Source organism: Corallococcus interemptor, assembly GCF_003668875.1.
In the GTDB taxonomy this organism is placed as follows: Bacteria; Myxococcota; Myxococcia; order Myxococcales; family Myxococcaceae; genus Corallococcus; species Corallococcus interemptor.
In genome coordinates, this window is the sequence record NZ_RAWM01000138.1 from 1 (window position 1) to 24,843 (window position 24,843).

24 protein-coding genes and 2 tRNA genes are annotated in these 24,843 nt (G+C 70.4%); 12 read left to right on the forward strand and 14 right to left on the reverse strand.

The window, feature by feature from the left end; genetic code table 11:
* Window positions 1-119: 119 nt before the first annotated feature.
* Genes D7X96_RS32595 through D7X96_RS32605 form a run of 3 tightly spaced genes read left to right on the forward strand, consistent with a single transcriptional unit; the run spans window position 120 to window position 2,508 of the window.
* Window positions 120-758: an RNA polymerase sigma factor gene (locus tag D7X96_RS32595; RefSeq protein WP_121723367.1), complete on the forward strand. Its 639-nt coding sequence runs from the start codon at window positions 120-122 to the stop codon at window positions 756-758.
* Window positions 755-1,291: a zf-HC2 domain-containing protein gene (locus tag D7X96_RS32600; protein WP_121771519.1), complete on the forward strand. Its 537-nt coding sequence runs from the start codon at window positions 755-757 to the stop codon at window positions 1,289-1,291. Before D7X96_RS32595 ends, D7X96_RS32600 begins: the two co-directional genes overlap by 4 nt.
* Window positions 1,292-1,302: 11 nt before the next feature.
* Window positions 1,303-2,508 (forward strand): AraC family transcriptional regulator, encoded by a 1,206-nt coding sequence (locus D7X96_RS32605; protein ID WP_121771520.1) that lies wholly within the window; start codon window positions 1,303-1,305, stop codon window positions 2,506-2,508.
* Window positions 2,509-2,561: 53 nt separating this feature from the next.
* On the opposite strand, the gene D7X96_RS32610 is transcribed toward D7X96_RS32605, so the two are convergent.
* Together D7X96_RS32610 and D7X96_RS32615 are read right to left on the reverse strand one after the other, a co-directional pair.
* Window positions 2,562-3,752: an anti-sigma factor gene (locus D7X96_RS32610; protein WP_121771521.1), complete on the reverse strand. Its 1,191-nt coding sequence runs from the start codon at window positions 3,750-3,752 to the stop codon at window positions 2,562-2,564.
* A gap of 49 nt (window positions 3,753-3,801) precedes the next feature.
* Window positions 3,802-4,473, reverse strand: coding sequence for an RNA polymerase sigma factor (locus tag D7X96_RS32615; RefSeq protein ID WP_120551618.1), 672 nt, complete (start codon window positions 4,471-4,473; stop codon window positions 3,802-3,804).
* A 488-nt stretch (window positions 4,474-4,961) separates the two neighbouring features.
* On the opposite strand from D7X96_RS32615, the gene D7X96_RS32620 reads away from it, so the two are divergent.
* From D7X96_RS32620 to D7X96_RS32630, 3 genes are all read left to right on the forward strand, one after another.
* Window positions 4,962-6,722, forward strand: a complete 1,761-nt coding sequence (locus D7X96_RS32620) for a vWA domain-containing protein (protein WP_120551619.1) — start codon at window positions 4,962-4,964, stop codon at window positions 6,720-6,722.
* A gap of 16 nt (window positions 6,723-6,738) precedes the next feature.
* On the forward strand, window positions 6,739-7,800 hold the full coding sequence (locus D7X96_RS32625) for a hypothetical protein (protein WP_121771522.1): 1,062 nt from the start codon (window positions 6,739-6,741) through the stop codon (window positions 7,798-7,800).
* Between the two features lie 64 nt (window positions 7,801-7,864).
* Window positions 7,865-8,293: a Mov34/MPN/PAD-1 family protein gene (locus tag D7X96_RS32630; protein WP_121723361.1), complete on the forward strand. Its 429-nt coding sequence runs from the start codon at window positions 7,865-7,867 to the stop codon at window positions 8,291-8,293.
* Between the two features lie 10 nt (window positions 8,294-8,303).
* Here D7X96_RS32630 and D7X96_RS32635 read toward each other — a convergent pair whose 3' ends face one another.
* From D7X96_RS32635 to nfi, 6 genes are all read right to left on the reverse strand, one after another.
* Entirely contained in the window at window positions 8,304-9,482 is a 1,179-nt protein-coding gene (locus D7X96_RS32635; RefSeq protein WP_121771523.1) for a metallophosphoesterase, read from the reverse strand.
* Between the two features lie 12 nt (window positions 9,483-9,494).
* Window positions 9,495-9,752 carry an acyl-CoA-binding protein gene (locus tag D7X96_RS32640; RefSeq protein WP_120528614.1) on the reverse strand — a complete coding sequence of 86 codons (258 nt, stop codon included), beginning with the start codon at window positions 9,750-9,752 and terminating at the stop codon, window positions 9,495-9,497.
* A gap of 45 nt (window positions 9,753-9,797) precedes the next feature.
* Window positions 9,798-10,313: a DUF2267 domain-containing protein gene (locus tag D7X96_RS32645; protein WP_121771524.1), complete on the reverse strand. Its 516-nt coding sequence runs from the start codon at window positions 10,311-10,313 to the stop codon at window positions 9,798-9,800.
* A gap of 102 nt (window positions 10,314-10,415) precedes the next feature.
* Window positions 10,416-12,764 (reverse strand): GMC family oxidoreductase N-terminal domain-containing protein, encoded by a 2,349-nt coding sequence (locus D7X96_RS32650; RefSeq protein ID WP_121771525.1) that lies wholly within the window; start codon window positions 12,762-12,764, stop codon window positions 10,416-10,418.
* Between the two features lie 383 nt (window positions 12,765-13,147).
* A complete protein-coding gene (locus tag D7X96_RS32655) occupies window positions 13,148-13,363 on the reverse strand; it encodes a DUF2905 domain-containing protein (RefSeq protein WP_120551625.1) in 216 nt (71 codons plus the stop codon).
* Entirely contained in the window at window positions 13,360-14,076 is a 717-nt protein-coding gene (gene nfi / locus D7X96_RS32660; protein ID WP_370450205.1) for a deoxyribonuclease V, read from the reverse strand. Before nfi ends, D7X96_RS32655 begins: the two co-directional genes overlap by 4 nt.
* A gap of 90 nt (window positions 14,077-14,166) precedes the next feature.
* On the opposite strand from nfi, the gene D7X96_RS32665 reads away from it, so the two are divergent.
* The 4 genes from D7X96_RS32665 (at window position 14,167) to D7X96_RS32680 (ending at window position 16,964) form a co-directional block, all read left to right on the forward strand.
* Window positions 14,167-15,069 carry a LysR family transcriptional regulator gene (locus tag D7X96_RS32665; RefSeq protein WP_121723356.1) on the forward strand — a complete coding sequence of 301 codons (903 nt, stop codon included), beginning with the start codon at window positions 14,167-14,169 and terminating at the stop codon, window positions 15,067-15,069.
* 114 nt (window positions 15,070-15,183) lie between these two features.
* Window positions 15,184-16,053, forward strand: a complete 870-nt coding sequence (locus tag D7X96_RS32670; RefSeq protein WP_121771526.1) for an oxidoreductase — start codon at window positions 15,184-15,186, stop codon at window positions 16,051-16,053.
* A 75-nt stretch (window positions 16,054-16,128) separates the two neighbouring features.
* Window positions 16,129-16,377, forward strand: a complete 249-nt coding sequence (locus D7X96_RS32675) for a hypothetical protein (RefSeq protein WP_120551629.1) — start codon at window positions 16,129-16,131, stop codon at window positions 16,375-16,377.
* A gap of 11 nt (window positions 16,378-16,388) precedes the next feature.
* Entirely contained in the window at window positions 16,389-16,964 is a 576-nt protein-coding gene (locus D7X96_RS32680) for a HesA/MoeB/ThiF family protein (RefSeq protein ID WP_121771531.1), read from the forward strand.
* 10 nt (window positions 16,965-16,974) lie between these two features.
* Here the strand turns inward: D7X96_RS32680 and D7X96_RS32685 are convergent, their stop codons facing one another.
* The 3 genes from D7X96_RS32685 to D7X96_RS32695 all read right to left on the reverse strand — a co-directional run bounded on the left by D7X96_RS32685 (window position 16,975) and on the right by D7X96_RS32695 (window position 20,255).
* On the reverse strand, window positions 16,975-18,126 hold the full coding sequence (locus D7X96_RS32685; protein ID WP_121771527.1) for an LOG family protein: 1,152 nt from the start codon (window positions 18,124-18,126) through the stop codon (window positions 16,975-16,977).
* A gap of 111 nt (window positions 18,127-18,237) precedes the next feature.
* Complete coding sequence (locus D7X96_RS32690) at window positions 18,238-18,963, reverse strand: SGNH/GDSL hydrolase family protein (protein ID WP_244219806.1); 726 nt, start codon at window positions 18,961-18,963, stop codon at window positions 18,238-18,240.
* A 200-nt stretch (window positions 18,964-19,163) separates the two neighbouring features.
* Window positions 19,164-20,255, reverse strand: coding sequence for a hypothetical protein (locus tag D7X96_RS32695; RefSeq protein WP_121771528.1), 1,092 nt, complete (start codon window positions 20,253-20,255; stop codon window positions 19,164-19,166).
* A 370-nt stretch (window positions 20,256-20,625) separates the two neighbouring features.
* Here D7X96_RS32695 and D7X96_RS32700 point away from each other — a divergent pair.
* A tRNA-Pro gene (locus D7X96_RS32700) sits at window positions 20,626-20,701 on the forward strand.
* Window positions 20,702-20,727: 26 nt separating this feature from the next.
* A tRNA-Leu gene (locus D7X96_RS32705) sits at window positions 20,728-20,801 on the forward strand.
* Window positions 20,802-20,858: 57 nt separating this feature from the next.
* On the opposite strand, the gene D7X96_RS32710 is transcribed toward D7X96_RS32705, so the two are convergent.
* Genes D7X96_RS32710 through D7X96_RS32720 form a run of 3 tightly spaced genes read right to left on the reverse strand, consistent with a single transcriptional unit; the run spans window position 20,859 to window position 24,729 of the window.
* The gene (locus tag D7X96_RS32710) at window positions 20,859-22,064 is read right to left on the reverse strand and encodes a tyrosine-type recombinase/integrase (protein WP_121771529.1); all 1,206 of its coding nucleotides are present in this window, start codon (window positions 22,062-22,064) and stop codon (window positions 20,859-20,861) included.
* On the reverse strand, window positions 22,061-22,279 hold the full coding sequence (locus D7X96_RS32715; RefSeq protein WP_121771533.1) for a helix-turn-helix domain-containing protein: 219 nt from the start codon (window positions 22,277-22,279) through the stop codon (window positions 22,061-22,063). The genes D7X96_RS32710 and D7X96_RS32715 overlap by 4 nt, the downstream gene beginning before the upstream one ends.
* A gap of 29 nt (window positions 22,280-22,308) precedes the next feature.
* Complete coding sequence (locus tag D7X96_RS32720) at window positions 22,309-24,729, reverse strand: DUF927 domain-containing protein (protein ID WP_208647417.1); 2,421 nt, start codon at window positions 24,727-24,729, stop codon at window positions 22,309-22,311.
* Window positions 24,730-24,843 lie beyond the last annotated feature (114 nt).

Here is a 24,843-nt window from a genome sequence, read left to right on the forward strand (position 1 = left end):
ACCCCGGGCCCCCCTTGCCCATTCCCGTCGATATGTCCGGCCTGGAGGCGCGTTTCCCTGGGAGCCCGGGGCCGGAACGTGCCCTGGAGGACGAGCGCGGCACGCAACGGGAAGACGGCATGGATGCAGCCGTACAGGGCTTGGGGATGACGACCCTCCAGTCGCGGCAGGACACAGGCAGGGCCGCGCGACCGGAGAGCCCGGACGAGGAGGCCTTGTCCCGGCGCGCGCTCACGGGCGAGCGGGCCGCGTGGGACGCGCTCATCGCTCGGCACCAGCGCCGGGTGGTGGTGTCCCTGCTGGCGCGGGGCATCCGGGTGGACCGGGCCCAGGAGCTGGCGCAGGAGACCTGGGCGCGCCTCATCCAGCAGCAGCAGCGGGGCCAGCTCACGGAGCTGCGCCTGCCTGCGCTCGCGCTCGCGCAGGCGGCGTTCCTCGCGTCGGATGACGCCCGGCGCACGCGGCGCGAGTCCGTGGACGGCACGGTGGAGGACCTGCCGGAGCGCCAGCAGCCGGTGGACCCGTCGCAGTCCGCGGAGGTGCGCCTCTTGTCGGAGGAGCAGCTGTCCCGGGCCCGGAGCGCGCTGGAGCAGGTGTCTCCGGGCGCGCGCAACGTCTTCCTCCTGGCCTGTGACGGCCAGGGGCTTCCCCATGCCGAAGTCGCCTCCCGCGTCGGGCTGTCCGTCCAGCGCGTGCGACAGATTTTGTGCGAGGTCCGCAAGAAGCTGCGCACCGCGCTCGAAGAGGAACACCCATGACCCGGCCCACGCCGCACCTCACCCGCGACCGCACGGAGCAGTACCTGCTGGGCGCGCTGCCGCCCGAAGCCGCGGCGGAGCTGGAGGCCCACACGCTCACGTGCGAGCCGTGCGCGCGCCTCCTCCAGGAAGAGGCCCTGCTGGAGGAGCAGCTGTACCAGGTCGCCGCCGCCACGCCGCGCGAGTCCGTGGTGGTGCGCCCCGCGCGCTGGCACCGTCCCGCCGCCGTCGCCGCGGCGCTGGTCGCCGTGGCGGCCTCCGCGTTCTTGATGCTGCGGCCTGGCGGTGAGGCGGTGTCCCCGGCCGTGACGCCCGTGGAGGCGCCGGCCATCGCGGCGGTGGAGACGGAGGAGGCGCCCCGGGACATCGTGGTCGCGTGCCCGGACCTGGCCACGCAGGAGCAGTGCCTCAAGTCCGCGAGCGCGCGCGGGCTGCTCGTGTATCACCCCGGGGGACAGGGCGAGGTCCCCCGCTACGACGCGTCCAGCGGGCTGACCCAGGTGGCCCTGAGCTCGCGGCCGGCCGCCCTGTGAGGACCTCCGCGATGACGCTCCGAAAACGCCTCCCCGGCCTGCTCCTCGCGCTCTGGGCGCCCGTCGCGGCGGCCCAGACTCCCCCACCCACTCCTCAGGGCGGCATGCCCGCCGCTCCGGACGCCTCGCGCGCGAAGCTGCCGCAGGGCTGGTACGTCACGGAGAGCGCGCCCCAGCACTACGAGGCCGGCGTGGATGAGGCCTCTCCTTGCGAGGGCACGCGCAGCGCCTTCCTTCGCTCGCGCACGCAGGCCACGGACAGCTTCGGCACGTTCATGCAGGCCTTCAGCGCGAAGGACTTCCGGGGCAAGCGCCTGCGCTTCTCCGCGGCCGTGCGCCACCAGGACGTGAAGGGCTGGGCGGGGCTGTGGATGCGCGTGGAGGGCACGGACCCCAAGCATCCGCTCGCCTTCGACAACATGCAGTCCCGCGCGCTGGTGGGCACCCACGGCTGCCAGCGCTACGACGTGGTGCTGGACGTGCCCATGGAGGCCACCCGCATCATGGCGGGCCTCATCATGAGCGGCGCCGGCCAGGCGTGGCTCGGCGGCGTGCGCTTCGAGACGGTGGACGCGTCCGTGAAGACGACGGACCTGCTCACGCCTCCGCAGCCCCTGCCCTCCGGTCCCCAGGGCCTGGAGGACGGGCCCCAGGCCAAGGCGAACACGCCCCTGGGCCGGGTCGGCACCGCGTGGTTCGACACGCAGCGCGTGCAGACGGCGACGCCGCTCGTGCGCGGCAAGGGCCCGTCGTGGAAGGGCGAGTCCGGTGACGAGCTCTTCGAGCACGGCATCGAGGTGAACGGCACCTACGAGCGGCGGGACCTGTCGGTGAAGGTCCGCGCCGGCGGCTCCGCCACCCTCATCGAGGGCACCTGGGGCGGAGAGCCGCTGTCCATCCGGCTCACGCCGGACGCCCTGCGCATCCGCTGGGGCACCGACCACCAGCACTTCGACCGGGATACGGGCGCCTCCACGCCGAAAGGCTGCAACGTGTACCGGCAGACCGCGGGGCGCTTCGAACAGCAGCGCCTGGAGGTCTGCGGCGTGGCACTCGCCACCCGGCCGCCGCTCACGCAGCTGGTGGCGGCGTTCCTGTCCGGCGGCGTGCGGGCCGGCCCCTCGCGAGGCCTCCTGCCAGCGCCCAGCCCGCCGGTGCGCTCACCCCAGCCCTACGACTCCTCCGGCCGGAACGAACCGGCCTCCCAGCTCCAGTAGGGCGGGAGCAGAGGCGGAAGGTTCCCTCCTTCCGCCGCGTTGCGCGCTTCACTTCAGAACGCGAAGTCGCGCTCCAGCGTCTCCTGCCCGGCCTGCACCGTGAGGTGGGCCGAGTGCGCGCCGGTGGCCAGCGCCGTGGACAGGTCGAAGGACAATCCCTCCGGTCCCTGCGTGGGCTTGAGCGACGGGCGTCCAGGCGACAGGAAGACGGCGGCCGTCACGGGCCTCGAGCCCAGGGGTTGAACCAGGAGCCTCAGCCGCTGACGCTCGCGCACCAGCACCACGCGGAAGTCGCGACGCTCCTCCAGCACCTCGCGGTGCTCCGGCAGCCGGGCCGCGCTGGGGCGCCGGGACAGGTCCGCGCGGGAGTCTCGCGCCGCGCGCGGGGCCTGCGCCCCGTCTTCTTCCAGCTCCAGCGCCTCGTCGATGGCGGCGTCACCCTCTTCCAGCGCCAGCACGGCCTGGGCGCACTCGCCGCAGCTCGCCGTGTGGGCCTCCACGCGCTCGCGCTCCTCGCGGCCCATCTCGCCGGAGTCCAGGCGCCACAGCTCGTCGTCGGTGAGGTGGCGGCGCGGGGGGGCGTCCACCACCGCCGTGTCCGCGCGGTCCGCGCGGCAACTGGCACAGTCCTTCAGGTGCTCCGGGTCCTTCATGGGGCGGCCCGTCCAGGACGCCACCAGGTCATCGCAGGCGGCCCGAGCGGAGAACCACCAGGCGCCGGGGCGCTCCACGGGGTCCAGCAGGTCGCGCTCGGCGCGGCGCTCGGCGTTGAGCGGGATGAACCAGCGCGCCCGGGAGCGCAGCGCGGAGTCCAGGTGGCCCAGCGCCCCGAGGAAGCGCTCACGCGCGGCGCTCGCGTCCCCGTCCAGCGGACCCTTCAACAGCTCCCAGGTGACGAGCGCGCGGGCGGCGGAGGCGGCCCGGTCCCGGGCGGCCAGTCCTTCCAGCGCGGACGCACGCCACAGCTCCGCCTCTTCACCCTCGTCGCCCAGCGCCACCTCCATCGACTCCTCGGCGGCACGCAGGAGCACTGGCTGGAGCGCCTGCGGCTTCTGCTGGGACAACCAGGCTTCCACTTCAGGGCGGGAGAGGCCCTTCAAGGCCTCCTCCACCCCGTCCGTGCCGAGCCGGTCCGAGCGGCGCAGCACATCCCCCACCACCTCCAACAGCTCACCCACCGTGAGGGGACCCGCGCCCAGGCGCGCGTACCGGGCCTGGTAGCGGGACAGCGCGTCGCCCTTCATCGCGACATCCCGGGCGAGGCGAAGGACGGCATCAGTCCTCCGCGGGGATTCACGACGGCTCCTCCGGCAGTCCGTCCCGCTGCAACTCCAGCAGGTACAGACGCAGGTATGCCTGGGCGCGGCTGACGCGCTTGTACGAGTTCACCACGCTGATGTTCAGACGGCGTGCGCATTCCTCGTGATCCTCCACGTCCTCGTGGTGATAGAGCTCCCATGCGGAAGCCTCCTTTGGGTGCTCCTGCTGGAGCCTGGCGTAGGCGGCCCAGTACAGTTCCTGCGCCTCGGCGCGCTCCTCGCGACGCCGTGCGCCCTCCACCGCCCGGGCCACCTCGGACGGGGTCTCTTCCATCACGTCGTCGGGAGACACCGGCGCGGGCGCCAGCTCCTCCCGGTGCCGCCGGTAGAAGTCGATGGCGACGTGCTTGACGATGCGCAGGAAGAACGTCTTGGGAGACGCGCTCCTGCCCGGCATCTGCTCGGACACGCCCCGGAACTGATCCAGGCCCCGGTCGAGGAACTTCCCCACCGCGTCCTGGAAGAGCTCGTCGGCGTCCGCCGGCGAGCCGCGTCCGTAGCTGCCCTGGATCCTGCTGATGACGTAACGGGCCGGGCGCGCCCACCGCGCGCACAAGGCCCCCAGCGGAGTCCCGACGGCCTCGCCCGTGGCTCGGCGCCGTGTCACCTCCGCGAACAATTCCTCATCCGTGAGCTGCTCGTACACCGGAAGACCCTGGAGGCTGTCCCGGGACGTCCTCATCCCGAGAGGTTGGGTTACGGGGATGTGGCGCGGCAAATTAACACGTTGCATCCGCGAACAGCCTCCGACTGGTTACCAGAACGCCCGACTCCCGCCCCTCGCGTTTCCTGACACGCTTTTTTCGCGGGCCCGCTCATGACGCGCCGGGTCGCCTCCATGAAGGGCCGAACCGGACCGTAAGCCCCCGGAAAAAGGCCCGGAAATGGCGCCGTCAGGATTCCGGGCAGGGAGGCGTCCAGGGGCGCATCGCTTTCGAGCGCCCGGCCGAAGAGGCCCTACACGCCGTGGTTCGACTCCACCCCTCCGCTCGCAAGGCGGATGGCCCGCCGGCGGTCCGGCACTGAATTCGTAATTCAGCCTTCCGGCTTCCTCACTCGGGCGCTCACTTTTTCCCTCCCAACCCCAGGCAGCCCCTCCGGGCATGCCTCCGTCCCGAAAGGGGGACGACCGCCATGACCGCTCGCACCCAGACGAACCTTCCGGAGACGCAGCGGGGGCCCGCCGAGCGGCTGCTCGACGTGGTGCTCGGCGGCTCCGCCCACCTGTGGCACCACCGCCCCGGCCTGGACGTGAACGGCACCTGGGTGGCCGCCGCCAACGCGGACGCGAAGGCGCGCGCGCACGGCCGCAAGGTGGCGCCGGGCCTGTTCGTGCCCGCCGCGGTGAAGCTGTACGGCCAGCTGCTGGAGCTCTACCGCCTCAACCCCACGCTGATGGCGCACTTCGCGTCGTACGCGCTGACGCAGACGGACTGGCGCGACCTGAAGGTGGCCACCTGCGCGCTGATGCTGGTGCAGGAGCACGCGGGCCAGCCCGTGCGCGACGGCCAGGGCACCATCGCCTTCCACGACGACGACTACCGCTCCATTGGCGAGGCCATGGTGCTGCACTACGTGCGCCGCTCCACGCGGATGCTCACGCCCAAGGCCGTGCTGCGCGTGGCGGAGCTGCTGGAGACGCCGGAGATCGCGCGCCTCAACCGCGCCGCGGGCTTCGGAGACCCGGCGTCGCGCAAGCCGCCCCTGGGCCGCTGGAAGCGCGTGGCTCAGAAGTGGCTGGCCGCGCGCGAGGCGAACCTGCCCATGCTCCAGGGCCTGGTGAAGGCGGGCTACAAGGAGACGCTGAAGAAGCTGGCGCGCAAGGCGGGCTACAAGCCCCAGTCGCAGGGCTTCTTCGAGGTGCTCGGCTGGAAGCAGAAGCAGGCGGACGGCGGCCACCGGCAGGTGGGGCTGCACGGGCTCACGCTGGTGAAGCGCGAGCGCTTCGACGGCCTCTGCGAGGCGGAGATCTGCGAGTGGATTGAACTGGAGCGGCTCTCCTACAAGGAGGTCGTGGGTCGGCTGCCGAAGGACGTGGGCCTGACGCCCGCCATCCTGGCCACGCTCCTGCCGTCGTTGTCGGACCGCGACCTGCGGCTGATGACGCCGACGCTGGAGGAGCTGGGCCTCTTGCAGGAGCCTTCCGTGAAGGCGCGCTGGGAGCGGGCGGTGGCGAGCGCCACGGATCAGCGCTCGCTGAACATCGCGAAGAACGTCCGCGGTGAGGACGTGCGCCGCAAGCTGGAGGAGGCGAGCGACAACGCCGTGAAGAAGGCGGTGGCGGAGGCGACGGCGGAGACGGACGTGCGGGTGATGTTCCTCATCGACAAGTCGGGGTCCATGGAGGGCGCCATCGAGCAGTCCAAGGAGGCGCTGTCGCGCATCCTCGCGGGCTTCCCGCTGAACAAGCTGCACGTGGCGGCGTTCGACACCATGGGCACGGTGCTGCAGCCCAAGGCGGCGAACCGCACGGCGGTGCAGCACATGCTGTCCGGACTGAAGGCCTCCGGCGGCACGGTGCACGCGGCCGGAGTGTACGCGCTGCACCGCTCCGGGGTTCGCATTCCGGCGGAGGCGAAGCTGGTGGTGATGGTGGTGGGTGACGAGGCGGGCGAGGCGGGCGACCAGTTCGCCAAGGCCTTCCACGCGTGTGGCTACAGCGTGGCGGCCATGGCGCTGCTGGTGAGCGTGGCGGGGGCGCGCGGCAGCACGGTGCGCTCGGGCGCGAAGCAGCTGGGCGTGCCCTTCAGTGAGGTGAGCGTGGGGCAGTTCGCGGATCCGTACCAGGTGCCGCGCGTGCTCCAGGCGCTGATGGACGCTCCGCGCGAGGCGGGGGCCAGCCAGTCCGGCTGGGTGGACCGGGTGATGGGCACGCCGCTGCTGAAGGTGGCGTGAGACAGGAGGCAGGGGCGTGGACTACCGGAAGCTGCTCGGGAAGGTGGAGTCGGCGGTGCTGCCGTATTTCGGCGGCGGGACCGTGGACGCGCCTGCACGCCGCCTGCGCGTCAACCAGCCCGTCGCTCCGGGCTGGTGGCGTTTCGAGGTGAAGGGCCGCGAGGCCACCGCGCGAGAGCTGGCGTCTCCGGAAGGCATGGAGGCGCTGCCGCGCGTGCGGGGGCATGTCTGGGGGACGCGGCTGGTGCGCGAGGGCGCGGTGGCGGAGCCGCTGGCGTTGATGCCGGAGGAGGAGCCGCCGCGCCTGTCGCCGGTGACGGCGCGCCGCTGGCATGACGGCACGCTGCTCTTCGACGGCGTGGAGTTCGAGGGCGAGGCGGAGGAGACGGCCCGCCGGGCGCTGGAGGAGGACCGGGGGCTGGGCGACGCGCGTGGCGTGAGTGCGTCGCTGCGCGCGGCGTTCGGCTTCTCCGTGCTGGAGGCCGCGTCGCGAGCCACGCGCATCCCGTTCGCGCCCGTGGAGGCCCGTGCGCGGGTGCTCGACGTGGCGCGCGAGGGACACGAGGAGGCGGAGCGTTGCCTGCGCGCGCTGGCGCAGGAGCGTGCGCGCTTCCTCCAGATGCAGGCGGAGCTGGAGGCCCGGCGTGAAGCGGAGGCCCCTGCGTCGACCGGCCGTGAGCACGGAATGCCCGAGGTCTGGCGGGACGTGGACGGACGCGAAGTCGCCTGGTCGTTGCCGGGGCACGGGCACGCGGAGGCGTCACGGACCGGCCGGAGCCACACGCGACAGGAGCACTGGCGCGCGCAGTCCGAGGCCGGCGCGCGGGTGGAGCGCGCGCTGGACAAGGCCGGCGCGCGGCTGCTGGGCCACCGGCGGTTGGGGGACGGCCTGCTGGAGGTCGTCTACACGTTCATGAGCGAGCGCTTCGTCACGGTGGTGGAGGCCGCGACGCTGCGCGTGCGCGACGCGGGCGTGTGCCTCGCCGGCGCGGACACCCGGGTCACGCTGGAGAGCCTGCCCTCCGTGCTCCGGGAGGCCATCGACACGGACGCGCTGGTCATCACCCGGCACGCCTGAAACCCGCGTGTCCGGCCGGGCCCGTCCGCCACGTCGGTACGGGCCATTCGGGAGGACGAACTTCATGTCGACGACGCGCGAGGTGTGCCTGCTCATCGGTCCGGGAGACCGGATCTTGTGGGGGGATTCCTTCGATGACCCGCTGGCCCTGCCGGACTCCCGCGCCCGGTGGGAGGCCATCTGGAGCCTGAGGGACCTGCTGGTCGAAATCACGCACAGCCACCCGGAGGGCCCGCTGGCCTTCTCCCAGGAGGATGAGACCACCATGGCCGCGCTCCAGGCGGCGCTGGGCCGGCCGCTGCGCTTCTCCGTGGTGGCCCCCGACGGCATGGTGGTCCGCATCGGCGGCGAGGACGTGCTGGTGAGCGACGAGCCCGCGTGGGCCGCGCCGCTGCGCATCGCCTCGGGGCTCCTGTACGGACGGCCCCGGCCCGGACCGACCATCCTCCAGGAGGACGGCCTGCTCCTGGAGCGGGCCCACCGCAAACCGTGAGCCGCGGGCTTCAGCCCGGCAGCAGGATGATGCGGGCAATCTCCGGCGGCGCGGCGACGCGCATGGGAGGCCCCACGAAGCCGCACCCGCGGCTGACGTAGAGGTGCGAATCCCCCAGCTTGCTCAACCCCGCGTTCTGCTCGCCCCAGATGAGCTGGCCCAGCACGTTGCCCGGGAACATCTGTCCGCCGTGCGTGTGCCCTGAAATCTGGAGCCCCACGCCGCGCTGGGCCACCACCTCGAAGTTGGAGGGCTGGTGCGCCAGCAGCACCGACGCGCGGTCCGGCCGCAAGCCCTTCATCGCCGCGTCCAGGTCATACCCGGCCTCGCCGAACCGGCTCGCGCTCCAGTCGTCCACGCCCAACAGGTCGAACGACGCGCCCGCGTCTCCAATGGTCACCGCGCGGTTGCGCAGCACGGTGAGGCCCATCCCCCGCACGAACTCCGTCCACGCCTCCACGCCGGAGTAGTAGTCGTGGTTGCCGGTGACGAAGTACGCGCCGTGCCGCGCCTTCAGCGCGCCGAAGCCGGCCACGTAGCGCCCCAATTCCGGCACCGTGCCGTCCACCAGGTCGCCCGTCACCGCGATGAGGTCCGGCTTGAGCGCGTTCGCGCGAGCCACCAGCTCATCCACGAACCGGCGCTGCAACACACCGCCGATGTGGATGTCGGTGAGCTGCACCAGCGTGAAGCCCTCCAGCGCCTTGGGCAGCCCGGGCAGCCGCACCGGGATGTCGCGCACGTCCGGCGGATGGAACGCACGCCAGGTGCCGAAGCTGCTCACCGCCGCGCCCGCCACGGTGGCCCCCGCCGCGACGCCCCGGGCGAGGAAGGCCCGGCGCTCCGGTGACGGTGGCTCCGAAGGCTCCGGAGCCTTGCGCACCCGGGCGAGCACGCCCCGCACCACGTCCATCCCCAGGGTGAACATGAGCAGGTAGAGCACCAGCCCCATCCACACCAGCAGCGCGATGCCCGTCCCCCGAGCAACCTCGGAGGAGAACATTCCTCCCACCATCCGCGCGCCCAGCGAGCCCACCAGCCCCCCGGCGAAGAGCCCCATCCCCGCGCGGCGCAGGCCCCGGCTCGCCGTCACGTCTCGCACCAGGCGGCGGTACAGGTAGACGTGCGCCAGCGCGAGCAGCGCGGTGACCGGCACGAGGAACAGCATCATCCGGAGCCAGGGGGACATGAGGGGCCGTGTCTACCCGCGCAGGAGCCGGTCCACGAGCGCCACGTACTGCTGCTTCGCGGCGTCCTTCGCCAGCCCCTTGCGGCCGGCCCAGGCGTCGTACTTCGCGCGGCCCTTGATATCGAGCATGCCGGGGCGCTTGCCCTGCACGTCCCCTTCCGTGCCCTGCTTGTAGAGCGAGTACAGCTCCAGCAGCGTGTCGTTGGAGGGAGCCTTGGACAGCGTCTTCACCCGGCTCTGTGCGGCGCTGAAGTCATCATCGAGGGCCATGCGCGGTCTCCGGCAAGCGTGTGCCGGAGACCTTAACAGCCGGCCTCACATCGTCGGCAGCCAAAGGTGGCGGATGTCCGCTGGCAGCTGGGCGCTCACGTCCTCCGCTTCGCCTTCGCTGATTTGATGGCGGACGGCGTCCATCACCGCGCGCACCACCGGCTCCACCGCGTCCGGCGTCAGGGCCAGGTCCTCGCCCACCAGCTTCAGGAGCTCATCGCGGCCGAACTTCGATGGGCGGGGTTCGGCGTCGTGGCGCTCGCAGCGGTGCAAGAGCTCCGTGAGCCTGCGCGGCAGTTGCGCCTCCAGGTCCTGCGACTCATCCGCCTGGATGCGCTGCTCCAGACCGCAGAGCACGGAGACGGCGGCCTGCTGGGCGACAGCCGGGGACATGCCCCCGCGGTCACAGAGGTGGTCGATGAAGCGGGCATACGTCTGACTGGCCCGCATCGCACTGCGCCGCGCACGCCGCTCCTCGATGGACAGCTCGCGCCGCTCCTCCGCATGCTCCTCTTCCTGGGGTGCGCCCGAGCGGCGCTGCGGATCACGGTCTTCAGCCATGGGGGTCCTCCCTGTCGGTCCCGGTGGGTAACAGGGTGCCCATGCCCGCCCCGGAGGGCACGTCATCGCGGACCTCCGCACTGTCCGCTGGCTGCCTGACTGCTAGGCGGCCACGCGCCGGACGTAGGTGTCCCAGAGGGCGCCGAAGAAGAAGCCGCCGAAGCGGGCCAGGGCCTCCGCCCGCTGCATGCCGTCCCGGGCGTTGAGCACGCGCAGGGTCGTGAGCTGGCGGGTGAACTCCTCCGCCGTCAGCCGCAGGAAGCCCTTCCCGATGCACGGCGCCTCCGGGCCATTCCCCCGGTGCAGGGACACGAACAGCGTCGTGGTGTCCTTCCACAGGTCCAGGCCCGGGTCGTCGTAGAGGTCCTTGTAGCCCTCCAGGTAGTAGGCCTCGCCGGACTCGCTGAGCAGGTGCAGCAGGTACTCCATCCGCTGGCCGCCCGGCCGGGCGTGCTCGCGGGTCATCAGACGCAGCTCGCCGCGCGTCACCACCAGCGGGCGGGACGACAGCACCGGCGCCGTCACCGTGCCCATCAGCTTCAGCGGGTGGCGCTCGTCACGCAGCGTCGCGTCCAGGTCCTCCGCCGTCACGGTGAGCACGAAGCGCAGGGGCGTGGCGTCGTCGCGCTCCGGGTCGCCGGCCTCCAGGTGCGGGGCCTTCACGTCACCGGACACGAAGCCGTGCATCGTCTCCGTGAAGCGCACGCCCACGGGCCCGGGGGCCTGGGGCGCCGTGGCCTCCGGCAGCGGCGCGTAGTCGATGGTCCACCCGTGGCGCTTCGCCATCAGGGCGCAGGCGCGCTCGGCGACGGCGGAGATGGTGAGCAGCGGGTTGATGCCCAGCGAGCGAGGCACCACGGAGCCGTCGGACACGTACAGCCCCTCATGCACCGCGTGGCCGGAGGCGCCGGAGAAGACGCGCCCCTCGTGGTCCACCACGCCGTCCTCCGCCCGCTCGGCCATGACACAGCCGCCCAGCGGGTGCGTGCACAGCAGCTCCTTGCCAAAGGCCTCGGACCAGAGCGGGTAGCGCACGAAGGTGCCGCCCAGCGCGGCGGTGGCCCGGCGCAGGCGCTCTTCGATGCGGGTGAGCTGCGGGTCGCGTCCGGCGTCCGGCCAGTGCAGGCGCACGCGGTCGTGCTCCAGCCGCAGCTCGCCCTTGCCCTCGTCGTGCGACATCACCATCAGCGTCTGCGTGTGCTCCACCGCGCCGTGGTCCGGGCCGCGCACGAAGCTGTCCGCCTGGCGGATGCGCTCCTGGACCCAGTCCAGGATGCCCTCGTCGGTGTCCTCCCCCACCAGCGCCGCGGCCCCCGCGAGCGCCGCGGGCATCAGCGACGCGAGCGCGCCGGGGATGGCGCCCTCCTCGATGATCATCCCCTCGTCCAGCCGCGCGGTGTCGCGCTGGTCGATGACGCCCGCGATGCAGGGGCCCACCGGGTCGCGCTTCTCGTGGTCCTGCTCGCCGTGGCCCACGCCGTGGACGCGCATGTCCAGGTTGTAGCCGAAGGCCAGCACGTCGCCGTTGCTGCTGAAGTGGTGGCCCAGCTTCGGGGACACGGACAGGCCCTGCTCGCACGAGCGCAGCAGGATTTCCGCCGTGCCCATGGTCCCGGCCGCCAGGACGACGCGGTCCGCGGTGAGCCAGGCGTCGGGCGCGTCGAAGCGCTCGCGGCCGGTGTTGTGGGGGCGGTAGTAGACGCGCCACTTCGCGCCGTCCTTCACCACCGCGCGCACGGACACCTCGGTGAAGATGCGGGCGCCGTGCGCGTGCGCGTCCGGCAGGTAGTTCATCAGCACGGTGTTCTTCGCGCCGGTGTTGCAGCCCGTGGCGCAGTCACCGCACAGCGAACACCCCGGCTGCCGCACGCCCGCGGCGTTGACGCCCGCCTCGAACGTCACCGCCACCGGAGGCCGCGTCAGCCGTCCGCCCAGCTTCTCCGCGGAGATGCCGAACGTCTTGAGCTTCTGCAGCGGCGGATGGTCCTCCGGGTACGGCAGGGGCCGCAGCATCAGCTCCGCCTGCGTGAAGCCGTCCTCCAGCAGGCCGTGGACATCGGCGCGCAGGGCCGCGGGCCAGCGGGGGTCCTCGAACACGCGAGGGTCGGGCCGCATGGTGACGCCCGCGTTGATGAGCGACGTGCCGCCCAGGCCGCAGCCGTCGATGACGGACACGTCGCCGTTGCGGTGCACCTCGATGAGGCCCGTGGGGCTGCCCACGTCCAGGTCTCCCTGTCCCGGGGCCAGGTGGAGCTGGAACTCGGCCAGCGCCTGTGTGGGCGTGCGCGGCATCTCCCCGGGGTGCATCTCCCGCCCGCGCTCCAGCACGCACACCTGCTGACCCGCGCGAGACAGCCGGCTGGCGGTGATGCCCCCGCCATAGCCCGACCCCACGACGACCACGGGGTAATGGGATGCCAGCTCGCTCAACGGGGATGACAGCCTGCGCATGCTCACCTCGGGGCGGCCTGACCGCCGCCGTTATCCAGATGCTGCTTTTATTCCCCACCGGTGACATCCGGAGCGGGGGCCGCATGCTGCGCGGTCCAACAGCGCGGATCCACTCCCCGGCCGTCCCCATGCCCCCCGCCTGTCCCTGGTGGCAGGGCCTCCCCTGTCCACCAGAACAGCAAGCGTCCTACCAGGCGGGTCGTTCCTGCCGGACAGACGCGCAAGGCGCGCATCCTTGAGTGGAAATCCGCCCGCCCCCGCCCGGCGCGGCGAAAAAACCTGTCCGACTGTCGGACAGGTTTTTCCGGCGCGACGCCGCCGGGGAGGCCCAGCAGGGTTCTCGCCTTCTCAAGCCGTGGACAGGGGGCTTCACGCCCCAAGCCCTAGAAGAAGCGGCGCACCACCCAGGCGCCCAGGCTGAGCAGCACGGAGATGAGGAACATGGACGCCAGCGGCGCGTAGACGCGGGTGTTCCCGCTCTCCACGCGGATGTCCCCGGGCAGCCGGCCGAACCAGGAGAAGGCCCCGGCCCACACCAGCAGTCCCACGACGGCGAGCCCCAGGCCCGCCACCATCAGCATCAACCCCACGGGCTTCATCCGGGACTCCCCTCCTCCAGCTCCGCGGTCTCGCCACCCGCGCGGCGGAAGGCGTTCACCAGCCGGTGCGCGTGGCGCGTCGTCTCCGGCTCGCGGTAGCGGGGACTGGCCTTCAACACCCACTCCACGGCGGTGTCCAGGTCCATGCGGTGGCCGGGGGACACGTACACGGGGCTGACGCCCGCGCGGGTGCGGACCGCCATGCCCACCACCTCCCCCTTGTGGGTGATGGGAGACGTGGCGCCCCGCCGCTCCGCGAGCTTCCCGGGCGTGCCCACCAGCAGCGACTTGGCGCAGCCGATGGACGGGATGTCGAAGAGCAGCCCGCCATGACAGGCGATGCCCACCCGTCGCGGGTGCGCGGTGCCCTGGCCGTCGAAGATGAGCACGTCCGGGCGGACCGTGAGCCGTTCCCAGACGGCGGCCAGCACCGGCAGCTCGCGGAAGGACAGCAGGCCGGGGACATAGGGGAACGTCAGCCGCGCCGTGGCCACCGCGCGGGACACCGGCTGGAGCGTCGCCGCGTCCAGCACCACCATGCCGCCATAGCCCGTGTCGTTGCCCTTCTCCGTGGAGATGTCCGCGCCCGCCAGCCGCGTGACGCGCAGGCCCGGTGGCGGTTCGAGGATGAGCTGTTCGCGCAGGCGCTTCTGCAGCGCCACGGCCTCCGTGGGCGTGACGTTCCAGGGGTGCGGTGCTCGCGGTGACTCCATGCGTCTCCTCCCGTGAACCCAACACTGTGCATCCTCCGGGCGGAAGGCGACGGACATAGACTGGGCGGATTGTGAAGGAGTGCATACAGAATGCGTGGGAATGACTTCGCGGACCTGAAGGCCTTCGCGGCCATCGTGGAGCACGGCAACTTCACGCGCGCCGCGGCGCACCTGCGCGTCTCCCCTTCCGCGCTCAGCCAGACGCTGCGGGCACTGGAGGAGCGCCTGGGAGTCCGCCTGCTCAACCGCACCACCCGGAGCGTCGCGGTGACGGAGGCCGGGGCCCGGCTCCTCTCACGGCTGAAGCCGGCCATGGAGGAACTGGAGGCGGCGGTGGCGGACGTGAAGGACCTCCGCGACACGCCCGCCGGCACGGTGAAGATCCAAGCAGCCCGCTTCGGCGCCATCTCCTTCCTGGAGCCGCTGTTCGGGAAGTTCCACGCGGCCCATCCGGACATCGTGCTGGACGTCACGGTGGACGACGCCCTCACGGACCTGGTGGCCGGAGGCTTCGACGTGGGCATCCGGCTGGGGGAGTGGCTGGACCACGACATGGTGGCGATGAAGCTGGGCGGCCACCTGCGCCAGGTTCCGGTCGCCTCGCCTCGCTACCTCGCGAAGCACGGCACGCCCAGACATCCTCGCGACCTGCTCAAGCACCGGTGCATCAACTGGCGCCAGCCGGGCTCCAGCGGCATCTACGCGTGGGAGTTCAAGAAGGGCGGCGGCGACTGGTTCTCCATCGCGGTGAAGGGGCCGCTCGTCGTCACCGACCGCGCGCTCGCGCTGTCCGCCGCGCTTCAAGACGTGGGCATCGCGTTCTGGGCGGAGGAGCGCGTGCGCCCCTTCGTGCAGTCCGGGAAGCTGGTGGCGCTGATGGAGGACTGGTGCGCGCCCTTCCCCGGCTTCTTCCTCTACTACCCGAAGCAGAAGCACACGGCGCCGCCGGTGCGCGCCTTCGTCCAGTTCCTGCGCCAGGCGTGGTCCTCCTGATTCTGTACGGCTTTCTTCACAAGCCATGAGGACTGCCGCGCATTCTCAACAGAATCCCCGCCGCTATCTTGAAGCCATCCACGGACACACGGCTGCAAGAGAGGACACGGCGCCATGGCAACGAACGACTCGAAGGTGTGGTTCATCACGGGCATCTCGCGGGGGCTGGGCAGGGAGCTGGCGAAGGCCGTCCTGGCCCGGGGCGAGCGCGTCATCGGGACGACGCGTGACGGAAAGTCGGACCTGGAGGCCCCCGCTGGCGCGCTGCACGTGCTGCCGCTGGAGCTGACCGACACCGCCCGGATTCCCCAGGTGGTGAAGCAGGCGCACGCGCTGCACGGGCGCCTGGACGTGGTGGTGAACAACGCGGGCTACGGCCTCTTGGGCGCCATCGAGGAGGCGACGCCGGAGCAGTCCCGCCACGTCTTCGACGTGAACTTCTTCGGGCCGCTGCACGTGGTGCAGGCCGCGCTGCCGTTCCTGCGGGCCCAGCGCCGGGGGCACATCGTGAACATCACCTCCATCGCGGGGCTGGCGCCCATGGCGGGCTCGGGGCTGTACGCGGCGGCGAAGTGCGCGCTGGAGGGCCTGTCGCTGAGCCTGGCGCAGGAGGTGGCGCCGCTGGGCCTGAAGGTGACGCTGGTGGAGCCGGGCGCGTTCCGCACGGATTTCCTGTCCCAGCACTCGCGGCGGGAGACGCAGGGCCGCATCGAGGACTACGCGAAGACCGCCGGCGCGGTGGTGGAGTACCTGGGCAAAATCTCAGGCAAGCAGCTGGGCGACCCGGCCCTGGGCGCGAAGGCCATCGTGGACGCGGTGGCGGCGGAGGCACCGCCGCTGCACCTGGTGCTGGGCTCGGACGCGCTGCGCCGCACGCGCGAGCGGATGGGCGTCCTGAACGGCGAGCTGGACCGCTGGGAGGCCGTCACGAAGAGCACGGACCTCACCGGCCCGGAGGCCGCGGGCACGCTGCGGCCGTCCTGACCGGGGCGGGTTGTCAGGAAGCGGGAGGGGGCGCCGTCCCGGGCCGGGATTCCCTTTGCTGGAGGCACGCGGCCCATGGCGACGCTCAACATCACCTTCGACGGACACTCGGCGGACGTGCCGGTGGAGCTGGAGCGGCACATCAGCGACGGGGACGTGCGCCGCATCGCGGTGGAGCTGGTGCGCTCGGGCGGCATCCCGGGCCTGCACCGCTTCCATCTGAACGAGGATGCCTTCCAGCACTACGTCGTGGACCGCTTCCGCGGCGCGCACGGCGAGGAGCGCATCTACCTGCGTCCGAAGGTGCCCTTCGGGGCGTGCTGAGGGCGGCCACCATGCGCATCGTCTTCTGTGGCGTGGGGGCCATCGGGTCCACGGCGGCGCTGTTGTGCCGCAATTTGGACGCGACGCTGGTGTTCGTGGACTTCGACCGGGTGGAGTCGAAGAACCTGCTGTCGCAGGCCTACGTGAAGCCGTCCGTCGGCAAGAACAAGGCGGAGGCGCTGAAGCTCCAGCTGCACAACCTGCACGGCGTGAAGGCGGAGGCCTTCGGCGTGCGCCTCACGCGCGACAACGTGGAGGCGCTGTGCAAGAGCGCGGACCTGCTGGTGGACGCCTTCGACAACCAGGACAGCCGCCAGCTGCTCAGCGACCACGCCCGGAAGACGGGCACGCCGCTGGTGCACGGCGCGGTGTCCGCGGACGGCATGTTCGGGCTGGTGCGCTGGGATGAGCGCTTCACCCCCGACGCCGAGGACACCCACGGACAGGCCACCTGCGAGGGCGGCGAGCACCTGCCCCTGCTGGGCCTGCTGGCCGCGACGCTCGCGCGGGCGGTGCAGGACTTCCTCAAGCACGGGGTGAAGCGGGATGCCTTCGTGAACCTGAACTCCGTCACCCCTCAGGGCTGAGCCGTCGCGGTCAGCCCGCCCGCGCCAGGGCCTGCCGCTCGGCGTCGAAGCGCACCAGCGCCCGGACGATGTCCTCCTTCGAGTCCGTGAGCAGCAGGTGACGTGCGTACTCGTGCCCCAGGGCCAGGTGCTCCAGCAGCGGGTACACGGGGCGCGTCTTCGTCCAGAACTCGCGCCCCAGGAAGAGCATGGGGCTGATGACGCCCACGGTGTTGTAGTGGTTCTGGCAGGCGTCCTGGAAGATCTCCTGCACGGTGCCCGCGCTGCCGGGGGAGTAGACGACGCCGCCCCGCGCGATGGTGAGCAGGCCCTCCTCGCGCACGCTGTTGGCGAAGTACTTCGCGATGCGCGTGGCGAAGGGGTTGGGCGGCTCGTGGCCGTAGAGCCAGGTGGGGATGCCCAGGCTGTCGCCCATGGCCGCCGCGTCGCGCAGGGGCCAGGTGGCGCGCACCTCGAAGGCGCGCGCGAGCCAGTCCCGGTCCTTGTAGGACGGCGCCCGCGCCAGCACCGCGAGCGCCGCGTCCAGGTCCTCATCCGCCCGGCCGGCGAACCACGCGCCCAGGTGCGTGGCCTCCATGGCACCCGGGCCGCCGCCGCTCACCAGGAAGAAGCCCAGACGCGCCAGCGCGCGGGCCAGCTCCGCCACGGAGCGGTAGTCCTCCTGGCCGCGCAGCATGGAGTGCCCGCCCATGATGGCCACCACCCGGCGGGGCCGGCCCTGGTCCAGCAGCGCATCCTCCAAAGCGTCGCTGATGGCGTGGTCATGAAGCCGCTGCGCCAGGGTCTCCAGGATGGACGGAGGATGCGCCCCACCGCGCGAGTTCCAGTGCGCGTAGATGCGCGCGTCCAGCGTGTCCGCGTAGGTGTCCGGCCGGGTCGGGTCGAAGCCCGCGTACAGCTCCTCGGGTGTGTAGAGGGTGCCCCGGTACGGGCAGTAGGGCAGCCCGGAGAACGGCGGGAACACCATGGCGCCCCGCGCGAGGACCTGCTGCAGGGTCGCGGGCTCCAGGACGCAGCCCAGGAAGACGGTGCCGGTGAGGTCCGCCTTCAGGAGCGCGTCGCTGCACGCGCGCAGGTCCAGGCCCTGGAGGATGACGTTGGCAAGGCTCCGGCCTTCGCGCAGGTGCTGCTCGAAGGCAGCCGGGGTCTCGAGCTCCGTCATGGGTGTCTCCGCGAGGTGCGTGTCCGGGACGGAATTATCACCCTGTCACGCCTCCCCAGAAAGGAGGGATGCTCGCACCCGCCCCCCGGTCACCCTGGATGGCAGGGGACGTCAGAGGTGCTCGCGGATGGCCTGGTACCAGCGCTCCGCCATCTTCTCCTCACCGAGGAGATTCGGATGGATCCCGTCATACGTGTCCGTTGCGGGGTTGAAGCCGGTCCACTGGTCCACCACGTAGACAGGCGACGCCTCCGTGCTCTTGGCCGCGGCCAGTGAGGGCATGCGCTGGTTGAGGGACTGGAGCTTCAGCGACAGCATGGCGCCCGAGGTGGGGATGACCTGGGCCAGGAACACCTTCACCCGAGGGTTCACCACGCGCAGCCGGTCGATGATCTGCTCCAACTCCGACACAGTGCTGTCCTCTGTCTGCTCATGGTACGTGTCGTTGGTGCCCAGGTGGATGAGCACCAGGTCGGGATGCGTGCTCGCAGCCCAGTTGGAGATGTTCGCGAGCACCTGATCCGCCCGCCAACTCCAGTGGCCCTCATGGTCGCGGTCGAACCAGAGGGAGGAGCAGGTGTTCGCCCCCAGGTAGCCCGTCGACAGGGTGCCCACGAAGTCCGCCCTGTAGCCGCTCGACGTCAGCTTCCACCAGAGCTGGCACCGGTAGCTGGCATGCCCTGCCGCCCCCTGGGTGATGGAGTCGCCCAGCGGCATCACCTTCTTCGCCGACCGCTTGGCGCCCCATTCCTCCTGCGCTTCGCCATCCAGGGACCCGCTGGAGCCGAGCACTTCCAGCAGCGCCACGCCCAGCACGGCCCACACCTGATTCCTCATCCAATGCATCGGAAGCCCCCCAGGAAATCCTGTTCAGGAATCCCATCAACTCCGTCACCGCAACCGGGCCTGTTTCATTGGAAGACCGCCATCCGCGCCTCGGACAGGAATGTGGAATGGAAGCCACTCCGCAAGCCCCTGATTGCCTCGGCGTTGGTGCCTGGCATTGCGCTCGTATCGCGGGCTGAGAGCAGCCCCCCTCAGTTGGTGGGGCAGCTGCCGCCCGAACAGTAGAAGCAGGAGCTGGTGCAGTTGCCGCCACTGCACAGCGAGATGTCGGAGCCGTGGCAGGTAGGCGACGACACATCTTGCAGGGAGTACGCCGTCTGGATGTCTCCGCAGGCAATCACCCGGTCGTCGGTGCCGCCGTTGGCCTCCACCGACATGCTGTTGCTCACGTACGTGTCACCGCTCGCCGTCTTTCCCTTCTTCCACGCGCCATAGGCGACGAAGTTGGCGGCGTTCCCGGGGACGATGGGTGCCCCCATCACGTAGTTGAGCATGCCATTGACCGGCACCTGGACGGCGTAGGCATCCGACGCGCCGCGCTGGCGGTTGAAGGTGACGGGCCCATTGCCACTGCAATTGGAGACAGCGAAGTGGGCCGAGTGCCCCGGGTGGTTGAAGCTGGGGCCATTCCACCAGTTGCTGGCGCGGAGCCGGACCACCGTGGCCGTGCCCTCGACGATGTCGCAGGAGCGGAGCTTGGGCTGACACGTGTAGCTGTCCTGGGTCCCGAGCGGGAAGTCACACCCGCTGGTGCAGTACGTATCGCTCGGGTAGGCGGTGCTGATGACCTCCTGGCTCGAGTCGCCGCACGTGGCATCGCCGTACACGGAGGCGGTCCAGGCCCGGAAGGACGCCGAGCACCCCGCGGTCAGGGACTGGCCGCCGGAATCGAATCCAGTGGGCAGCGCCGCGAGCGCGTCCGCGTTCTCCCGCTGCAGCTGTTCGCGCGCGGAGAAGTCCATGGCGAAGAGCGACTGGCGCGCGAGCGCCGCCGGCAGCTCCTGCCGGGCAGGAGCCAGCGCGAGGAACACCTCCGCCGGGGTGTGCTTCTTGAGGAAGAGCGGGGCCACGAGCGGGCGCTGCGGGTAGGTCGCCATGACGGCGATGTCCACCGCGCCGTCGTCGTTCTCGAGCCAGAGGACGTGGTTGCCCCGAGCCCCGTCGACCCGTGCGATTTCACGCGGGCCGGAGGCCGCGGGCGTTGCGGCGTGGACGGGGGCGGCGCCCAGCAACCAGGCGACACCGGTGACGGCAAGGGCGAAGCGATTCGATGACGACTTCACGGGGGAGGCTCCAGGAAAAGGCGGCGGAAATGGGCCGCCTCCCGTGAACGGAAGTCCCCGCGAATTTCCCTCACCGGGTTCGCGGCCTGTCAGGAACGGAGTCATCGCCCCGTCATTCCTCCCCAAGAAAGGAGGGATGCCCCATGCAGAACGTGAATGAGCTGGACCCGCAGCGCCCCGCCACGAAGCTGACCACTCCGGAGCTTCTGGAGCTGGCCATCGCATCCTTCCGTGGCAGTGCGCCCGGGACCTGACGCTCGCACCCGCCCCCCGGTCACCCGGGAAGGCGTGGACGGGGGCCGGGTTCCCTGAGGGGGGACCCGGCCCTTGTCGTGTCCGGGTCCTCCCTCGGCGGTCGGAACAACACCTTCGGGATGTAGCTCAGCCTGGTTGAGAGCGTGCGCCTCGGGCGCGCAAGGTCGCTGGTTCGAATCCAGTCATCCCGACTTCAGAAACAATCCCAGACACACCCGCCGGGGTAGCCCAATTGGTAGAGGCGCCGCGCTCAGAACGCGGAGGTTGCGGGTTCGAATCCCGCCTTCGGCATACCTTCGGGCCCAGCAATCTCAACGGGTTGCTGGGCCCTTTCTCATTCCGTCAGCGTCATGTGCCCCCAATGTGCCCCTCCGGCGTCGGATGGAACCGGGGCACGGGCCTGTCGAGTTGCTGAACCGCGCTCTCCCGGGCTTCTGGCGCGAGGTGGGCATACCGCAGGGTCATCGCGATCTCCGCGTGGCCCATCAGCTCCTGGATGACCTTGAGCGGTACGCCGCGCATGGCGAGATGGCTGCCGTAGGTGTGGCGCAGATCATGCCAACCGATGCAACCCTGCTCACGGGTGATGCCCGCGCTGCGCAGCAACCGAGGAAGCGGTGACTGCATCCGGCTGGCCGTCAGCGGCTGTCCATCCTGTTGGCAGAACACGTAAGGCCCGCGCAGATGCCGGTGCGCCCTGAGTGCTTCGACCACGGAGGCTGGCAGATCCACCGTCCGCTCACGTCCGCCCTTCGGCAGATCCGCGACGCCACGCCAGATGGTGCGCCGGACGCGCAGCTTTCCACGCGGCAAGTCCAGGTCGCTCCACTGGAGCCCTATCAACTCGCCCTGCCGCAACCCCGCCTTGAGCGCCACCAGGATCAGTGGCTTCCATTCCGGTTCAACGACAGCGACCAGCCGGTCCGCTTCCGCGAAGGTGAGGAAGTCGAAAGCGGGCTTGGCAAGGCGCCCCAAGAGCTTCACACGCGGAGCCTCTTGGATGACCTGCTGCTCCTTCGCGACAACTAGGAGCTTGCCGAGCACCGTCAAGACGTTGTTGATGGTCTTCGGGCTCAAAGGCGCGGGCTTCACGTCCTTGCGCTTGCGAAGCGCGGACTTCGTGGCGAAGTCCTTCCGAGCATGAGCACCGGACTTCTTCTTGCGCATGAGCGCCTTGAAGTCCTCGATCTCCGCAGGGCCGATAACGTCCAGAAGCTTCTCCCCGAAGAAAGGGAGGATGTGGTCATCCAGGATCTGCTTCTTGCTGATGACGCTGGAGTATTTGTTGTTGTTTTCGCTGTAGGTGATGAAGCGCGGTGCGAACTCCGCCAAGGTGACGCGCTTCCTCTCTGTTTGCTCCTTTCCGAAGGTCCCTGTGAGCAGGGCGTGACGGATCTGGCGCTCGTACTCTTCGGCGCCCCGGCGGGTGTTGACGGGCGATGCCTTGCGGACTCGCTCCACCCTCCCGTCGGGGTGCTGGTACTTCACGTCCACCCACCACGCCTCCTGCACCTTGCCCTCTTTCGTCTTCCACTTCCGCAGCCTGACGCTCATCGGTTCTCTCCGAGCGCAGGACCGCCGTTACCCGGCCGCCATGCTAACAGCGCGTCGCGATGGATGCGGATGGATCGGCCGATGTGGATCACCCCTGGGACCTGAGCGAGTCGGATCGACTCGTAGAGCGTCTTCCGGTTCACGCGCAGGAGCACTGCGGCTTCCTCAACCGTCAGGAACTCGGGATTGGCTGCATCGGGCTCGCGAGTGCCCATGAGCCCTTGCCCGTCGTCAGCGCGTGCGCTCACGAATTGCCTCCGCCCCTACGGGCATCGCGTGCAGGGCCTGGCGTGCTCCCAGCTTCGATTCGCACGTCGTCCAGCACCACGCAGTAGGCCCTCACGCGCTTGCCTTCGACCGAAACCTTCCGCGTCAGGTGCCCCTCTTCCTTGAGCGCCAGTCCCTTCATCACCAACTCCGTTAGTACCTGCCTCGTATCGAAGCGCCCATCTCGTGCGATCTCCTGCATGGTCGTGTGGAAGATGGCGACGATGCTCCGGCCGGTGGCATCCTTCTCTTCCAGCACCATGCCGGGCCGCTTGAAGGCAACTGGCTGGGAGAACCCCGACCAATTCGCGGCGACGAAGCCCATGATGAAGTCGTAAGCCGCATCGGCGGTCGTCTGCGTCTCCCGGGATTCCTTCTTCACGGCGACGCAGAAGGCTTGCCCCGCGTCGAGTGCGGCAGCCCGGGCGCGCAACTCTTCCTCGCCGCATACGAGCGTGCGCGCGAGCACGTCAGCAAGCACCAGCAGCGCCGCATAGCGAGCCTGCTCCGTCGTTTCAGTGCCCATCTTCGAGGCGATCTGTCGGTGCTGCTCACGGAGTTCTTCCAGCCGGTCCGTGTTCGTGTACCGCGCCATCAACTTCAGGATGAAGAGCGGGCCCGCGTGCCCATGGTGCTTCTCCAGACCCTGATGCGTAAGCGAAGCAAGGGCCACATCACCAAGCGGCTGTGCGCATACCTCCAACGTGCGGTTCTTCGCCCCTGCTGCACCGCCGACCTGCAAGAGCGGTTTCTCCCCAGAGATGAAGGCCAGCGAGCGCCAAGTCTTGCGCGTGCGCAGCTCTCCCGTTTGGGTCGCTCGCGCGCCGCTCGTTTCCGTCCCGACAAGGTAGGCAATGAGGCTGGTCATGTGCTCTCGCGTGAGCTGCGTGTCATCCACCCAGGTGGGCAGGTCGCGGTGGCGGGCCAGCTCTCCCTGCAAGGCGGCCGATGAAACATCGCCGCTGATCTTGAGTCCGGAGGGGCGTCCCCAGACTGACGTGGTTGTGGCCTGCACTGCGGACTTGCCCGCACCTGATGGGCCCCAGACGGACAGGCACATGCTGCGCATGTCGAGCAGTCGGAGTAGCGGTGCAGCGAAGCCAGCGGCCCAGGCCATCTCAGCAATGGGGCCCTTGTCCCGAACGGCCAACATCAGCCGCAGGTGTTCGTCCACCGAACCAGCCGGAGTCAGCGCGTCGAGGAAGGCCGCCTCTCCGGGCATGATGACCCTTCCGAGCTCGCCAATGACCTGCCGACCCACGACGAAGCTCCGCAAGTCCCTCGCCCATCCCCCGTGGGTGAAGATGCGCACTCGGGGCAGACTCGCGTGAGAGTGCTGCTCCTGGGCCTGGAGGAAGTCCTGCACCCTCTTGCTATTGCTGCTGGTGAGCGGCGCGCCTCTTCCAGCCAACTCCAGGATGTCGCTTCCCGACACCTTGGCGCGCGGCATTGTTTCGGAGCGCTCCCGGTCTCCGTGCAGCCAGCGCACCGTCACGTAGCAGGTCCCGTGCTCGTCCTCGCCCGCTTCGGTGATGTTGATGGGAGCGGCGGCAATGGGGGACAGGTTGCCCTTGTCGGTGAACTTGAAGATGCCGAGTGTCACGCCGTCGTGGATGGCGTAGCCCGGCGCGGCCATCCAGTTCCCAGCTTCGGGATGCTCCCCAGACGAGAGGGGGCCCGCGGCTGAGGATGCGCGCGGGCCACCTGCGCTTCCCAGCGCTGCCGCGAGCTGCTCGGAAGCCGCCAGCGACGCGGCGTACTCCGCATTCACCCGCTGGAGCACCCCAGCCGCCTTGCGCGCGTCATGGTCATCACACGCCATGGCATCCACGGACGGCCCGAGGAGTCGCAAGAGCGTTGCGTCTGACGCCTCGGGGCACTTGAAACGCAAGTACGAAATGAAGGCCCAAAGGTTGTCGTCGTGGTGTCCCTTCGGGAACAGCTCTTCTCCCGCCAGCATCCGCTCAACTGTCGCTGCATGCTTCGGGTCGCTCGTCTCACGCAGCCGATTCCTGACTTGGGTCTCCGTGAGGCCATCATGGTCGGGCGGCTGCCACGCGTTGACCGTGTTGGCGGGTAGTACGGGGACGGGATGGGAACGCTTCGGCTGGGCCGCTTTGCGGAGCCACTCTGGCGCTTCCGCGAGCTGCACTTCGGAGGGCGCGAGTCCCTTCACCCATGCGTACCGCTCCCCGGTGCGGTGGAGGCTGGGCGGCGCGATGACGTATCCACCATCGCCCCGGGTGTCGATGCCCGGGGCAATGCTGCCAGCCCTCGACACCATGCCTGCGTGGCGGAAGTAGACGTGACAGCCGCCGCCGCTGGTGCGAGCCGTGACGGTGTCGGGCAGCGCGCCGCGCTCGTCCGCCAGATTGAAGAGCGTCGCGGTGAGCGTCAAGGTAGATGTCGCGTGAAAGGGTTCAGCCGATGCGCTTCGGCTCCTGTGCTTCCGGTGAGGGGTTGAGGCGCACGGGGCCCGCTGGCGTCCAGTCGCGCGTGTCACGGCTCCATC